Raw genomic sequence first — 14,199 nt, 5'->3', positions numbered from 1 at the left:
TGACCGGCATTAACCGCAAGGACGCTTTTCGCCCCCTATTGTTTGCATTTGGACGGGTGTTGGCGCGGCTGATGACTTCGCGCCTCCAAGGAACGCTGCTTCGAAAGCAGCTGAGGTTTATTTCATGCACACGTTTGGTAATCGCCGCGATATCGATGGATTGCGAGCGCTGGCGGTGATTCCCGTCGTATTGTTTCATTTTGGATTCGATGCATTCAGCGGCGGTTTCGTCGGTGTGGATGTGTTCTTCGTCATCTCGGGGTTTCTGATCACCTCGATCCTCCTGCGCGAAATCAGCACGGGACGCTTCAGTTTCATCGACTTCTGGGCGCGTCGCGCGCGCCGCATCATTCCAGCCTTGAGCGTGGTCGTGCTGGCGACCCTGGCGATGGGTTGGCTGTTGCTGGGCGCGAAGGACTTTTCCGAGCTGGGCCGCACCGTGCGGTATCAGTCGCTGTTCATCGCCAACATTCTGTTCATGCGCGAGCACGGCTACTTCGAGCCTGCCTCTGACCTCAAGCCATTGCTGCACACCTGGTCGTTGGCGGTCGAAGAGCAGTACTACATCTTCTTTCCGCTGATCATGGTGGCGCTGCTGCGCTTTCTCAGACACTGGCGCTGGATGTTGCTGGGCTTGTTGCTGGTTTCGTTCGGCCTGAACATCGCTTGTATCGAGCACAAGCCGGCATTCACCTTCTTCTCGCTGCCCACCCGCGCCTGGGAACTGCTGTGCGGGGCCATGCTCGCGGTGCTGCCTGCGCCCAGGCAAGCTGTGCGCCCCTGGATATACCAGATGATCGGACTCGCCGGCATGGTGGCGGTCCTCGTGGCCGTGTTCACGTTCGACCGCTCTACGCTGTTTCCGGGTTGGGCGGCCCTGTTGCCAGTTCTGGGCACCACCGCACTGATCTGGTCCGGCGCGCAGGGGCCAGGCCCGGCGGTGCGGCTGCTGAGTCTGCGGCCGTTGGTCTGGGTGGGGTTGCTGTCCTATTCGCTGTACCTGTGGCACTGGCCGGTCTACGTATATGCCAACACCGTTTCCACCGACGGGATCCAGCCGCTTGAGGCCTTGGGCTGGATGGGCCTGGCACTCGGCCTGGCCTGGCTGAGCCTGCGCTATGTCGAACTACCGTTTCGGGAAAGACGTTTGCTGGCAGGGCGTACGTCCATATTGGCCGGTGGCTTGGCGACCATCGTCGTACTGGTGGCGATCGGTTCGGCGATTCGCGCCGCCGATGGTGTGCCAGGCCGTCTGAGCGGCAAGGCGCTGGAATACGCGCAGGCCCGTGAATGGCGAGCCGGGCAGATGACGTGCATGGCGGCGACGCAGGACGAATCGATAGACAAAGCGTGCCTGGTTGGCGGAGAGCAGGCCAAGCCGCCGACCCAGGCATTTTGGGGGGACAGCCACGCTGCCGCCTTGATGCCGGCCATCGAGCGCAATGCCCGTGATGGAGGCCGGTCGGTGTGGCTGTTCAGCATGGGCGGCTGCCCACCGATTCTGAGCGATGAGCCCAGCCAGCACTGTCGGGATTTCAATCGGCAGACCATGGACAAGATGCTCGGTCTCGGGATCGAGGATGTCGTGTTGGCGTCCAATTGGAGCTTGTATGTCTACGGACGCGAGGATGGCGACAGAACGCTCCTGCTCGACGCCCACGACGATAGCGCCCAGGCCGAGCAACGCATGGCCGCCGCCGTCAGGGCGCGCGTGGCTGCGTTGCGAGAGGCCGGGATGCAGGTCTGGCTGTTCAAGGAGGTGCCGCTGCAGCGCAAGGGCAGCATCAACCGTCTGACCAGCCTGGCGCGGGTCGGGCGATCGGCCGACGGCTTGGGGCGCCCGATCCAGGAGCATCTAGCGCGGCAGCGGTTCATCGGCGGCTTGTTTGCGTCCTTGAGCGAAGCCGATCCGGGAGTCCATGTCATCGATCCGACGCCGCTGATGTGCACCGATGGCGTTTGCAGCATCGAGGTCGACGGAGCTTCGCAGTACAAAGACGAAGATCACTTGTCCGATGCAGGGAGCGCCAGGCTCGGCCCACTGTTTGCGCCCGTGTTGCTGGGCACGCGCCACGACTGAGCGATGCCGGGCGTTGACGGGCTGCTGTTTGCCCGTCAGAGCGGGTAGGATGTACGCCTATTTTCTAACTGGCATGGTCGATGAAATTCAAGGATCTTCGGGATTTCGTGCAGCAGCTTGAGCAGCGCGGAGAGTTGAAACGCATTCAGGTGCCCATCTCGCCGGTGCTCGAAATGACCGAGGTGTGCGACCGCACCCTGCGCGCAAAAGGGCCGGCGTTGCTCTTCGAAAAACCCACTGGTTTCGACATCCCGGTGCTGGGCAACCTGTTCGGCACGCCCGAGCGGGTCGCCATGGGCATGGGCGCCGAATCGGTGGGCGAGCTGCGCGAGATCGGCAAGCTGCTGGCCTTTCTCAAGGAGCCCGAGCCGCCCAAGGGGCTACGCGACGCGTGGTCGAAGCTGCCGATCTTCAAGAAGATCATTTCCATGGCGCCCAAGGTGACCAAGGACGCGCCCTGCCAGGAGATCGTCCTGGAAGGCGACGACGTCGACCTGGGCATGCTGCCCGTGCAGCATTGCTGGCCGGGCGACGTCGCGCCGTTGATCACCTGGGGCCTGACGGTCACCAAGGGGCCGCACAAGGAGCGCCAGAATCTGGGCATCTACCGTCAGCAGGTGATCGGCCGCAACAAGGTCATCATGCGCTGGCTGAGCCACCGCGGCGGCGCCCTGGACTACCGCGACTGGTGCGAGAAGCACCCGGGCGAACCCTTCCCCGTGGCCGTGGCACTGGGCGCTGACCCTGCGACCATTCTCGGCGCGGTGACGCCCGTGCCCGATACCTTGTCCGAATATGCCTTCGCCGGCCTGCTGCGCGGCAACCGTACCGAACTGGTCAAGTGCCGGGGCAACAATCTGCAAGTGCCGGCCACGGCGGAAATCATCCTCGAAGGCGTGATCCACCCCGGCGAGATGGCGCCCGAAGGGCCATATGGCGACCACACCGGCTACTACAACGAAGTGGACAGTTTTCCGGTGTTCACCGTCGAGCGCATCACCCATCGCCGCAACCCGATCTACCACAGCACCTACACCGGCCGGCCACCGGACGAGCCGGCCATTCTCGGCGTGGCGCTCAACGAAGTGTTCGTGCCGATCCTGCAAAAGCAGTTCCCGGAAATCGTCGACTTCTATCTGCCGCCGGAAGGATGCTCGTACCGCATGGCGGTGGTGACCATCAAGAAGCAGTATCCGGGGCACGCCAAGCGCGTGATGCTGGGGGTGTGGTCGTTCCTGCGACAGTTCATGTACACCAAGTTCGTCATCGTCACCGACGACGACATCGACGCCCGCGACTGGAACGATGTGATCTGGGCCGTCACCACGCGCATGGACCCCAAGCGTGATACGGTGCTGATCGACAACACCCCGATCGACTATCTCGACTTCGCGTCGCCGGTGTCGGGGCTGGGGTCGAAGATGGGCCTGGATGCCACGCATAAGTGGCCAGGCGAGACCACGCGTGAATGGGGGCGCGCCATCGTCAAGGACGAGGCCGTCACCCGACGTATCGATGAGCTGTGGGACCAGTTGGGAATAGATTGATGCAGGTGACCTTGCAGCCATCCGGGGCCGTGCTTTCGCTCGAGCCCGGAGAACGGATTCTGGAGGCGGCGCGGCGCTTGGGCTACAACTGCCCGAGCAGCTGCCGCAACGGCAACTGCCACGTCTGCGCGGCGTTGCTGGTGGAGGGGCGGGTACGCCAGGACGGCGAGGTTCGCGACCATGGCGAGCTGTTCACCTGCATCGCGCAGCCGCTCGAAGACTGCGTGTTGCTCTGGGACGGGGTGCTGGCTCTGGGCGAGCTGCCGGTGCGCAAGCTGACCTGCACCCTCAGCGAATGCCTGGAGGTCGGCGGCGACGTGTGGCGTGTGCGCCTGCGTGGCCCGGCCGGCAAAACCGTGCGCTACCACGCCGGGCAGTACCTGATGATCGAGCGCGAAGGCGCGAACAAGGCCGCATTTTCCCTGGCGTCCGCGCCCCATGGTGGGCGTGACCTCGAGCTGCACATCCTGGCCCGCGAGGCAGGCGCCAAGGCGCTGATCGAGCAGCTCAGGCGCGAGCGTCTGGCGCGTATCGAGATGCCGTTCGGCGATGCGCACCTGGCCGAGCTGCCCGACGGGCCGTTGGTGCTGATCGCCGCTGGCACCGGCATGGCGCAGATGCACAGCCTGCTCGAGCATTGCCGGGCGCAGGACTTCGAGCACCCGGTGCATCTGTATTGGGGCGTGCGCCAGCCCGAAGACTTCTACCACATCGAGCATTGGCACGAATGGGCGCAGCGGCCCAACCTGTTCCTGCACAAGGTGGTCAGCGACGTGTGTGGTTGGGAAGGGCGCTGCGGGCTGCTGCACACGGCAGTCTGCGAAGACATCGCCGACCTTGGCGAAGTGCACGTCTACGCCAGTGGGTCGCCCAACATGGTCTACGCCACCCTCGATGCCCTGGTCGAAGCGGGAATGGACGCGCACCAGATGCGCGCCGATGTGTTCGCCTACGCGCCGCGTGGCTGAGGCCGGTTTTCCCTCGATCGAGCGCGAGGCGTAACCCCGCTTTCGATGAAAGTTCCGACTTTCTGCCTAACGGCGAATCTGTTAGCGCATCACTGCGTTAGAGTTGGAACCTTCTGTGGTTTCTGGGAAACAGTGGCGGCGCACCATGTCGGCAATCGAATCCGGTCCTTGGCAAGTGTCTTACCCTCCGCGGCTCGATTTCGGTCAGCAACTGACCGAAGAGCAGCTGCTTCATTCGATGACGACCACCATGGCGCGCCATGCCGGCGGGCCGGTCTGGCTGTTCGCCTACGGCTCATTGATCTGGCGGCCCGAATGCCATGCGCTGGAGCGCCAACGGGCGCGGGTGCATGGCTATCACCGTGGCCTGTATCTGTGGTCCCACGCGCATCGTGGTACGCCGCAGACGCCGGGGCTGGTGTTCGGCCTGGATCGCGGCGGTTCGTGCAGCGGTTTCGCCTATCGGTTGGACGACGTCGGTCTGCACGACTCGCTGTTGGCGCTATGGCGGCGTGAGATGCCGTTCCCGGCCTATCGGCCGCATTGGCTCAATTGCCGTCTGGCCGACGGCAGCCGGGTACAGGCGCTAGGCTTCGTGCTGGAACGGCATTTGCCGTGCTATGCCGGCAACCTGCCGGACACGTTGCTCGGGGAAATTCTCGCCTGTGCCAAAGGGCATTTCGGCACGACCCGCGATTACGTCGAGCAAACACTGCAAGCCTTGCGTACGCACCAGATGCCCGACCGCAACCTGGAGGCGCGCTTCAAGCGCTGCCACACGCTGCGTCAGGCCTGAGCGTCTGCGATCACCTGCACCACCAGCTTGCCCACGGCCTGGCGCTGGGCCAGCCGCTCGATGGCCTGGCCGGCGTCAGCCAGGCTGTAGGTCTGCGACACCAGGGGTTTGAGCTGGCCGGTGGCGTGCCAGGCGAACAGGCGCTGGAAATTGGCGGCGTTGTCCTGCGGTTGGCGTTGGGCGAAGGCGCCCCAGAACACGCCGACCACCGCGGCGCCTTTGAGCAAGGTCAGGTTGGCGGCGAGCTGGGCGATCTCACCGCTGGCAAAACCGACCACCAGCAGGCGGCCGTCCCAGGCGAGACCGCGCAAGGCTTGCTCGGTCAGCGCGCCGCCGACCGGGTCGAACACCACGTCCACGCCCTGGCTGGCGGTCAGGCGCTTGATCTCGTCTTTCAAACTGGCTTGGCTGTAGTCGACCACTTCATCGGCTCCGGCCTGCCGGACCACGGCCAATTTGTCCGGATGGCTGGCGGCGGCGATGACGCGTGCGCCCAGGGCCTTGCCGATCTCCACCGCCGCCAGGCCCACGCCGCCCGAAGCGCCCAGCACCAGCAGGGTTTCCCCAGGTTGCAGGCGGCCGCGCTGGGTCAGCGCGTGCAGGGCGGTGCCGTAGGTCATGGCGAAACCGGCGGCGGTGGTGAAATCCAGGGCGGCCGGCATCGGCAGCACCTGATGCTGGTCGACCGCCACGTACTCGGCAAAACTGCCCCAGCCGGTCAACGCCATGACCCGATCGCCGACTTTCAAGCCCGTGACTTGCCCGCCGACTGCGGCCACCACGCCTGCCGCCTCGCCACCGGGCGAGAAAGGCAATGGCGGTTGGAATTGATAGCGGCCTTCGATGATCAGCGTGTCGGGGAAGTTGACCCCGGCTGCATGCACGCGCAGCAACACCTGATTCGGCCCGAGGTCCGGCTCGGCGACGTCTTCGAGCAGCAGTTGGCTGGCCGGCCCCAGGGCTTTGCATCTCAGCGCTTTCATCGGACTCTTCCTTTGCGGGTCGTGGCCGATAAGTGTAGGAATGCCCCAGGTCCGGTCAACGAGCATGGCCGCAACTGATGGTGTCGCATAAGCTGGGGTTTGGGTTTGCTTGGCCCGCTGGTTAAGCTGGGGGCCATCTTGAGGAAGGAGCGGAATTGGTGAAAGCGTGGATCTTGATGGTATTGGCCCTGATGCTGCCCATGGCGGCCCTGGCCGAGGAAGAGGCCAAGGAAGGCGAGGCGAAAGTGGCCTACTACAGCCTGACACCGCCTTTCGTGGGCAACTACGCGCTGGACGGCAGCGCCAAGCTGCATGTCTACAAGGCCGATGTGGCCCTGCGCGTGACCGGTGCCGAGGCCGCAGCGGCGGTCAAGTTGCACGAGCCCTTGATCCGCAACCAGTTGGTGGCGCTGTTCACCCAGCAGACGGTCGACGGCATGAGCAACGTCGAGGCCAAGGAGCACTTGCGTCAAGAAGCCCTGAAGCAGGTGCAGCAAGTACTACAAGCCGAAGAGGGCAAGCCGATCGTCGAGGACCTGCTGTTCAACAACCTCATCGTGCAGTGATCGGCTGGGCGGGCTCGCTCAGGTCGCCAGGGCCAGCACCGCCGCCCATTGGGCTTCGCTGACCGGCATCACCGACAGGCGGCTGCCTTTTTGCACCAAGGCCAGTTCGGCCAGCGCGCTCTGCTGCTTGAGCAGCCCCAAGTCCAATACGTGGGCAAAAGTGCGCACATGCTTCACATCTACGGCGCTCCACGGATTCTTCTCGGCGCTGGCCTTGGCGTCATGGTACGGGCTGCTCGCATCCAGTGCGGTAGGGTCGGGATACGCCGCCGCCATGATCTGCGCGATACCTGCGATGCCTGGCCGTGGGCAGCTCGCGTGGTAGAAGAAGAAGGTGTCGCCTATGCTCATCGCCCGCAGGAAATTGCGCGCCTGATAGTTACGCACGCCATCCCAGCGGGCATCGCCCAACTGGCCCAGCGTTTCGATGGAGAGCTCATCGGGCTCGGATTTCATCAGCCAATGGGCCATGAGAAGTGCTCCGGACAATCGTGGTAATAATCTGTTTCATGAAACCGACCACCGGTCGTTTTCAGCATTTGCCTGGCGGCCTGGGTTAGCGCAGAATGCGCCCGATTTTCAAGCTAGCTGCCCTCATGACGCACTGCGCAATAGGGCATTTCTGTTTGCCTGGGGGGCAATCGATGAACAAACGCAAACCGGATCTGCTGTGGGTCTTGGTCTTCATTTTCGGCCTCGGCGTCGTGACCACCGGTTATGCGCAAAGCCTGTGGGAGCGCAAGCTCGACGCAGCCTACCAAACCCCTGTAGCGCAGGTGCAAACGCCGCGTTAAGTCGGGCCTTGCGACGCTTCGGCGGCGGCCAGGTACCAGGCGCTGTCCGTCACCGTGCCTGCCAGCGGCACGTCCCAGCTGGCCTGTTGTAGCCGCTCGACCTTCTGGCACTCATGGGCCAGCCCCAGCAACAGCGGCTTGTTCCATGTCGTGCGCCGCGACCGATACGCCAGGCTGCGGTCATAGAAGCCGCCGCCCATGCCCAGCCGGCCACCGTCTTCATCGAAACCCACCAATGGCAACAGGATCAGGTCCAGCGCCCAGATCGGCCGTTGGCGTTTGCGGTTGACCACAGGTTCCGCAATGCCGAAGCGGTTGCGGCGCAGCGATTCGCCCGCTTCGAAGCGCTGGAAGACCATGTGCGTGCGCGGCCAGGCGTGCAGGATGGGCAGGTACACATGCTTGCCGCGCCTGTGCGCCTCGCGGATCAGCCATTTGGGGTCGATTTCGCCGTCGTTGGGCAGGTACAGGGCAATGTGCCGGGCATGGCGGAACAGCGGGTGCTGGGCCAGTTGTCGGTACAGGCCCCGCGCGGCGTCGCGCTGCTGCGCTGCGCTGAGGGCGCGGCGGGCCTTGCGCAACTGACGTCGAAGTTGGGGGCGGGTGAGCGGCGCGGTGTCGGTCATGGCACTGGCGGTCCCGGAAGCGGCCGGCATTGGCGGCGCAGACGAAACGCCCGCCAGGGTAGGCGGGCGAAGAAATTCGGGCTCCCCGATAGGACCGCTATCGGTGTAGCCCTTGAACCCGAAAGTTCAAGGTGGAGATTGCAGGAGGCGTTAAGGCTTTCCGTCGAGCGGACATGCACACCCACCTCAGCGTGCAACCCCCGTGGTTAAGCGTATCGGCTCAGGGACATAACCGACTGGCGCATCCACCAGGGAGTGGCGCCAGTATACCTACCTCAGTCGATTTTGGTACCCGTGTCGTCGGAGAGTGCCTGATCGACACGGTCGAGCAGATCGCGTACCTGCTCGCGCGTGGTGCCTGCCGGGGCGGACGCGGGCGACTCCTGACGATGCAGCAATTCGTGGGTGATGTTCAGTGCGGCCATGACCGCGATGCGGTCTGCTCCGATCACCTTGCCGCTGCTGCGGATCTCGCGCATCTTGCCGTCCAGGTAGCGGGCGGCTCCGACCAGGTTGTTGCGCTCTTCGGGCGGACAGATGATGGAGTAATCCTTGTCGAGGATCCGCACGGTGACGCTGTTGGGTGAACTCATGAGTCTTGCTCCAGGGCCTTGAGGCGCACGATCATCGATTCGACCTTGCGCTTGGCGATCTCGTTCTTTTCGATGAGGTGCGCGCGTTCCTCGCGCCAGGATTTTTCCTGAGCCATTAGGAGTGCATTTCGCCGTTTTAGTTGCTCGACCCGGTCGATCAGGACTTCGAAGCGGCTCATCAGCCGTTGCAGGTCGTTCTCTTGAGTGGGTTCCACTCGCTTCACTCCGTTGTTGAGTCGCCCGACGATCATGCCTCTGGGCCTGCCGTGCCGGCCATCGCCGATGGTCTTGGCGCGCCTGCCGGTGCTAGGATACGAGCCTTCCATTCTAGACATCGCGCCGTCTGGCGCCTAGTTGCCCATGCCCAATACCAATTCGCCATACACCGCCTTCGCCAATCTGCTTTCCAGCAACGGCCACCCCGTTTCCCCCGCCGAGCTGCATGGCCTGCTGCTGGGGCGTTGCTGCGCCGGCGCCGGGTTCGAGGCCGAGGCCTGGCTGGCCGATGCCGCGCAACTGCTCGAGAACGAGCCCGTCGACAGCGTGCGCAACGCCCTGCTTGGCCTGCAAGAGATGGTCAAAGGCGAGCTGACCGGCGAAGACATCGCCATCGTGCTGCTGCTGCCCGGCGACGAAGCCGCGCTGGAAACCCGCGCCATCGCCCTCGGCCAATGGTGCCAGGGCTTCCTCGCCGGGTTCGGGCAGAACGCCGGCGGCCTGGAGCTGAGCACCGACGCCAAGGAAGTGCTGAAGGACCTGGTCGCCATTTCCCAGGTGCAGGAAGCCCTGGAAGAATCCGAAGACGGCGAGAGCGACTACATGCAGGTCATGGAATACCTGCGCGTGGCGCCACTGCTGCTGTTCACCGAGCTGGCCAAGCCTGCCGCGCCTGCGCCCAAGCCCGCTCTGCACTGATCGAACCGGGGGTCGTATTGCCCATGAGCCACATACCCAAGGCCGAATACGCCCGTCGGCGCAAGGCGCTGATGGCGCAGATGGTCCCCAACAGCATCGCCATCCTGCCCGCAGCGGCCCTGGCGATCCGTAACCGTGACGTCGAGCACGTCTACCGTCAGGACAGCGACTTCCAGTACCTCAGCGGCTTCCCCGAGCCCGAAGCGGTCATCGCCCTGATTCCCGGGCGCGAGCACGGCGAGTACGTGCTGTTCTGCCGCGAGCGCAACGCCGAGCGCGAACAATGGGACGGCCTGCGTGCCGGGCAGGAAGGCGCCATCAGCCTGCACGGCGCCGATGACGCCTTCCCCATCACCGACATCGACGAAATCCTGCCGGGCCTGATCGAAGGCCGCGAGCGGGTCTACAGCGCCATGGGCAGCAACCCCGAATTCGACCGGCGCCTGATGGACTGGATCAACGTCATCCGCTCCAAGGCGCGGTTGGGCGCGCAGCCGCCCAACGAGTTCGTGGCCCTGGACCACCTGCTGCACGACATGCGCTTGTACAAGTCGGCCGCCGAAGTGAAGGTCATGCGCTTGGCCGCCGAGATCTCCGCCGGCGCCCATGTCCGCGCCATGCAGGCATGCCGTGCGGGGCTGCGCGAATACAGCCTGGAAGCCGAACTCGACTATGCCTTCCGCCGTGGCGGCGCGAAGATGCCGGCCTATGGCTCGATCGTCGCGGCCGGGCGCAACGGCTGCATCCTGCATTACCAGGAGAACGACGCCCTGTTGAAGGACGGCGATCTGGTGTTGATCGACGCCGGTTGCGAAATCGACTGCTACGCCAGCGACATCACCCGCACCTTCCCGGTCAACGGACGTTTCTCACCGGAACAGAAAGCCATCTACGAGGTGGTGCTCGCCGCCCAGGAAGCGGCCTTCGCCCAGATCGCCCCGGGCAAGCACTGGAACCACGCCCATGAGGCGACCGTGCGCGTCATCACCGAAGGCCTGGTGGAACTGGGCCTGCTCAAGGGCGAGGTGCAGGCCCTGATCGACAGCGAGGCCTACCGCGCCTTCTACATGCATCGCGCCGGGCACTGGCTGGGCATGGACGTGCACGATGTCGGCGACTACAAGGTCGGCGGCCAGTGGCGCGTGCTCGAACCGGGCATGGCCCTGACCGTCGAGCCCGGCATCTACATCGCCGCCGACAACCAGAACGTGGCCAAGAAATGGCGCGGTATCGGCGTGCGCATCGAAGACGACGTCGTGGTGACCCGCAGCGGCTGCGAAATCCTCACCCATGGCGTGCCCAAGACCGTTGCCGAGATCGAAGCGCTGATGGCCGCGGCCCGCGGTGAAGCGGCATGAGCCGGGTCAACCTGGCGATCATCGGCGGCGGCCTGGTCGGCGCCAGCCTGGCCCTGGCGCTGCAAGCCGGGGCCAAGGCGCGCGGCTGGCGCATCGTGCTGATCGAGCCCTTCGCCCCGGGCGACAGCTTCCAGCCCAGCTACGATGCCCGCTCTTCGGCGTTGTCGTACGGCACCCAGCAGATCTACCAGCACCTGGGGCTGTGGCCAGAAATCGCCGTGCGCGCCGAGCCGATCCTGCAGATCCAGGTGTCCGACCGTGGCCGCTTCGGCTCGACCCGCCTCGAGGCCAGCGAGGAAGGCGTGCCGGCATTGGGGTTCGTGGTGGAGAACGCCTGGCTCGGCCAATGCCTGTGGCAGGCGCTGGACCCCGAGGTGGTGACCTGGCGCTGCCCGGCCGAAGTGACTTCGCTACAGGCCGTCGAACAGGGCTATCGCCTGCGCCTGGACGACGACACCCAACTCGAATGCGACCTCGCAGTGCTGGCCGACGGTGGCCGCTCGGCGCTGCGCGAACAGCTTGGCATCCATGTGCGCCACCGCGCCTATGAGCAGAGCGCGCTGATCGCCAACGTCACACCCGGCCAACGCCACGGCGGCCAGGCCTTCGAGCGCTTCACCGAGCAAGGCCCGATGGCCTTGCTGCCGTTGCCCGACAACCGCTGCGCGCTGGTCTGGACCCGTCGCGGCATGGATGCCAAGCGCCTGGCGGAACTCGACGAGCGCCCGTTCCTCGACGAACTGCAGGCCGCCTTCGGCTATCGCCTGGGCGGTTTCCGCCAGGTCGGCGCGCGGCATCTGTATCCGCTGTCGTTGATCGAGGCCCAAGAGCAGGTGCGCCCGCATCTGGTGGTGCTGGGCAACGCCGCACACAGCCTGCACCCGATCGCCGGACAGGGCTTCAACCTGTCGTTGCGTGACGTGCAATCGCTGGCCGATGCCTTGCTCGCCGGCCCCTCGGTACCCGGCGACCTGGCCACCCTCGAGGGTTACCTGCGCCGCCAGCGCCTCGACCAAGCCTTGACCGTCGGCTTCTCCGACCAGGTCACGCGGCTGTTCGGCAGTACCGGCACGCTCCTGACCACCGGGCGCAACCTGGGCCTGCTCGGTCTCGATCTGTTGCCGCCGGCCAAGCGCTGGTTCGCCCGCCAGGCCATGGGCCTGGGCACACGCCCCGATCCGCGAGGCGCTCGATGAGCGATCCGCGCAAGCGCGCACGGCGCGCGCGGACGCTGCGCTGGCTGCTCAACTGCTACCCGCCGTACCTGGGCGCCGGTATCCGTGTGCTGTCGATCAGCCCCGACCTGCGGCGCATCGCGGTGCGCATGAAGCTCACCTTCTGGAACCGCAACTACGTGGGCACGCAGTTCGGCGGCAGCCTGTACTCGATGGTCGACCCGTTCTACATGCTATTGCTGATCGAACAGCTGGGCAGCGGCTACATCGTCTGGGACAAGGCCGCCAGCATCGATTTCATCGCCCCCGGCAAAGGCCCGGTATACGCCGAATTCGAAATCGACGACGCCTTGCTCGACGAGATCCGCCAGCAGACCGCCACGGGCAAGAAGTACCTGCCCCGGCTTCAGGTCGACATCCGCGACGAAGCCGGCGAGCTGGTCGCGCGGGTCGACAAAACCCTATACGTGCGGCTCAAGCCGCAAACGAGGCAGGCGTAGAGCATGGAAATGCGCGCAGATCTGTTGATTGTCGGTGCCGGCATGGTGGGTAGCGCCTTGGCTCTGGCCTTGCGCCACAGCGGCTTACAGGTGTACCTGCTCGACGGCGGTGCGCTGAGCGTCGCGCCGTTCTCGGCCGCCGCCCGCTTCGAACCGCGTGTGAGCGCCCTGTCGGCCGCCAGCCAGCGCATGCTCGAACGCCTGGGCGCCTGGCCGGGCATCGCCGCGCGGCGCGCCTCGCCCTACACCGACATGCGCGTATGGGACGGCACCGGCACCGGGCAGATCCACTTTTCCGCCGCCAGCGTGCATGCCCCGGTGCTCGGCCACATCGTCGAGAACCGTATCGTGCAGGACGCGCTGCTCGAGCAGTTGCACGACAGCGATATCAACCTGCTGGCCAATGCACGTCTGGAGCAGTTGCGTCATTCGGGCGACGATTGGCTGCTGACCCTGGCCGACGGCCGGCGCCTGCGCACGCCCCTGGTGATCGCCGCCGATGGCGCGCATTCGGCGGTGCGGCGCCTGGCGGGCAGCGAAACCCGTGAATGGGATTACCTGCACCATGCCATCGTCACCAGTGTGCGTTGCAGCCAGGGCCACCAGCGCACCGCCTGGCAGCGTTTCACCGACCACGGCCCGTTGGCTTTCCTGCCCCTGGAGCGCGACGGCGCGCAGGATTGGTGTTCGATCGTCTGGTCGACCACGCCGGAAGAGGCGCAAAAGGCCATGGCGCTGGACGACCAGGATTTCTGCAAGGCCCTGCAAGCGGCGTTCGAAGGGCGTTTGGGGCAGGTGCTGGAGGCCGATCCCCGCGTGTGCGTGCCGCTGCGTCAGCGGCATGCCAAGCGTTACGTCGAGCCGGGTCTGGCTTTGATCGGCGATGCGGCCCACACCATCCACCCGCTGGCCGGGCAGGGCGTCAACCTGGGCCTGCTCGACGCTGCGGTGCTGGCCGAAGAGTTGCTGCACGCCAGCGCCCGTGGCGAACGGCTGGCCGACCTCAAAGTGCTGAGCCGTTACGAGCGGCGGCGCATGCCGCACAATCTGGCCCTGATGGCGGCCATGGAAGGCTTCGAGCGCTTGTTCCAGTCCGACCGCCTGGCGCTGCGTTGGCTGCGTAATACCGGGCTCAAGGCAGTGGAAGGGTTGCCTGACGCCAAGGCGTTGTTCGTGCGCCAGGCGCTCGGCCTCAGCGGCGACCTGCCGGCACTGGCGCGGCCTTGAAACGCTGGACGCGGTAGGTTGCCGCGTCCTGGCAACATCCGGTAACTGCTCCAGGGGTGAGTAGGCAAATA

Annotated in this window: 16 protein-coding genes and 1 other RNA gene; 11 read left to right on the top strand and 6 right to left on the bottom strand. The window is 65.3% G+C overall.

Features of this window, described 5'->3' with window-relative positions:
* The first annotated feature begins 124 nt into the window (after positions 1–124).
* The 4 genes from AA0Z93_RS06860 (at position 125) to AA0Z93_RS06845 (ending at position 5,391) form a co-directional block, all read left to right on the top strand.
* Complete coding sequence (locus AA0Z93_RS06860; RefSeq protein WP_413045813.1) at positions 125–2,080, top strand: acyltransferase family protein; 1,956 nt, start codon at positions 125–127, stop codon at positions 2,078–2,080.
* 80 nt (positions 2,081–2,160) lie between these two features.
* Positions 2,161–3,627: a 4-hydroxy-3-polyprenylbenzoate decarboxylase gene (ubiD, locus tag AA0Z93_RS06855; protein WP_413045814.1), complete on the top strand. Its 1,467-nt coding sequence runs from the start codon at positions 2,161–2,163 to the stop codon at positions 3,625–3,627.
* Positions 3,627–4,595, top strand: coding sequence for a CDP-6-deoxy-delta-3,4-glucoseen reductase (locus AA0Z93_RS06850; protein WP_413045815.1), 969 nt, complete (start codon positions 3,627–3,629; stop codon positions 4,593–4,595). The genes ubiD and AA0Z93_RS06850 overlap by 1 nt, the downstream gene beginning before the upstream one ends.
* Before the next feature lie 145 nt (positions 4,596–4,740).
* Entirely contained in the window at positions 4,741–5,391 is a 651-nt protein-coding gene (locus tag AA0Z93_RS06845) for a gamma-glutamylcyclotransferase (RefSeq protein WP_413045816.1), read from the top strand.
* Here the strand turns inward: AA0Z93_RS06845 and AA0Z93_RS06840 are convergent.
* A complete protein-coding gene (locus tag AA0Z93_RS06840) occupies positions 5,382–6,374 on the bottom strand; it encodes an NADPH:quinone oxidoreductase family protein (protein WP_413045817.1) in 993 nt (330 codons plus the stop codon). The two genes, AA0Z93_RS06845 and AA0Z93_RS06840, sit on opposite strands and share 10 nt — an antisense overlap.
* 158 nt (positions 6,375–6,532) lie before the next feature.
* Here AA0Z93_RS06840 and AA0Z93_RS06835 point away from each other — a divergent pair, with 158 nt between their 5' ends.
* Positions 6,533–6,940: a flagellar basal body-associated protein FliL gene (locus AA0Z93_RS06835; RefSeq protein ID WP_413045818.1), complete on the top strand. Its 408-nt coding sequence runs from the start codon at positions 6,533–6,535 to the stop codon at positions 6,938–6,940.
* A gap of 18 nt (positions 6,941–6,958) precedes the next feature.
* Here AA0Z93_RS06835 and AA0Z93_RS06830 read toward each other — a convergent pair whose 3' ends face one another.
* The gene (locus tag AA0Z93_RS06830) at positions 6,959–7,411 is read right to left on the bottom strand and encodes an EVE domain-containing protein (RefSeq protein ID WP_413045819.1); all 453 of its coding nucleotides are present in this window, start codon (positions 7,409–7,411) and stop codon (positions 6,959–6,961) included.
* 173 nt (positions 7,412–7,584) lie between these two features.
* Between AA0Z93_RS06830 and AA0Z93_RS06825 the strand changes: the two genes are divergently transcribed.
* The gene (locus AA0Z93_RS06825; RefSeq protein WP_296266790.1) at positions 7,585–7,734 is read left to right on the top strand and encodes a hypothetical protein; all 150 of its coding nucleotides are present in this window, start codon (positions 7,585–7,587) and stop codon (positions 7,732–7,734) included.
* On the opposite strand, the gene AA0Z93_RS06820 is transcribed toward AA0Z93_RS06825, so the two are convergent.
* The 4 genes from AA0Z93_RS06820 to AA0Z93_RS06805 all read right to left on the bottom strand — a co-directional run bounded on the left by AA0Z93_RS06820 (position 7,731) and on the right by AA0Z93_RS06805 (position 9,204).
* On the bottom strand, positions 7,731–8,360 hold the full coding sequence (locus AA0Z93_RS06820; protein WP_413045820.1) for a 5-formyltetrahydrofolate cyclo-ligase: 630 nt from the start codon (positions 8,358–8,360) through the stop codon (positions 7,731–7,733). The genes AA0Z93_RS06825 and AA0Z93_RS06820 overlap by 4 nt on opposite strands.
* Positions 8,361–8,438: 78 nt before the next feature.
* Positions 8,439–8,618: non-coding RNA, 6S RNA (gene ssrS, locus AA0Z93_RS06815), on the bottom strand.
* Between the two features lie 17 nt (positions 8,619–8,635).
* Complete coding sequence (locus AA0Z93_RS06810) at positions 8,636–8,953, bottom strand: cell division protein ZapA (RefSeq protein WP_296266787.1); 318 nt, start codon at positions 8,951–8,953, stop codon at positions 8,636–8,638.
* Positions 8,950–9,204: a TIGR02449 family protein gene (locus tag AA0Z93_RS06805; RefSeq protein ID WP_296266785.1), complete on the bottom strand. Its 255-nt coding sequence runs from the start codon at positions 9,202–9,204 to the stop codon at positions 8,950–8,952. Before AA0Z93_RS06805 ends, AA0Z93_RS06810 begins: the two co-directional genes overlap by 4 nt.
* Before the next feature lie 109 nt (positions 9,205–9,313).
* Between AA0Z93_RS06805 and AA0Z93_RS06800 the strand changes: the two genes are divergently transcribed.
* Genes AA0Z93_RS06800 through AA0Z93_RS06780 form a run of 5 tightly spaced genes read left to right on the top strand, consistent with a single transcriptional unit; the run spans position 9,314 to position 14,128 of the window.
* The gene (locus AA0Z93_RS06800; protein ID WP_413045821.1) at positions 9,314–9,868 is read left to right on the top strand and encodes a YecA family protein; all 555 of its coding nucleotides are present in this window, start codon (positions 9,314–9,316) and stop codon (positions 9,866–9,868) included.
* Positions 9,869–9,891: 23 nt separating this feature from the next.
* Positions 9,892–11,226 carry a Xaa-Pro aminopeptidase gene (pepP, locus tag AA0Z93_RS06795; RefSeq protein ID WP_413045822.1) on the top strand — a complete coding sequence of 445 codons (1,335 nt, stop codon included), beginning with the start codon at positions 9,892–9,894 and terminating at the stop codon, positions 11,224–11,226.
* Positions 11,223–12,422, top strand: coding sequence for a 2-octaprenyl-6-methoxyphenyl hydroxylase (gene ubiH / locus AA0Z93_RS06790; RefSeq protein WP_413045823.1), 1,200 nt, complete (start codon positions 11,223–11,225; stop codon positions 12,420–12,422). Before pepP ends, ubiH begins: the two co-directional genes overlap by 4 nt.
* Positions 12,419–12,901 carry a DUF4442 domain-containing protein gene (locus AA0Z93_RS06785; RefSeq protein ID WP_413045824.1) on the top strand — a complete coding sequence of 161 codons (483 nt, stop codon included), beginning with the start codon at positions 12,419–12,421 and terminating at the stop codon, positions 12,899–12,901. Before ubiH ends, AA0Z93_RS06785 begins: the two co-directional genes overlap by 4 nt.
* A 9-nt stretch (positions 12,902–12,910) precedes the next feature.
* Complete coding sequence (locus AA0Z93_RS06780; RefSeq protein ID WP_413048332.1) at positions 12,911–14,128, top strand: 2-octaprenyl-3-methyl-6-methoxy-1,4-benzoquinol hydroxylase; 1,218 nt, start codon at positions 12,911–12,913, stop codon at positions 14,126–14,128.
* Positions 14,129–14,199 lie beyond the last annotated feature (71 nt).

Source organism: Pseudomonas phoenicis, assembly GCF_047302395.1.
Lineage (GTDB): Bacteria > Pseudomonadota > Gammaproteobacteria > Pseudomonadales > Pseudomonadaceae > Aquipseudomonas.
The sequence above is the reverse complement of the archived record's forward strand: the minus strand, read 5'-3'. Positions and strand labels throughout refer to the sequence as shown.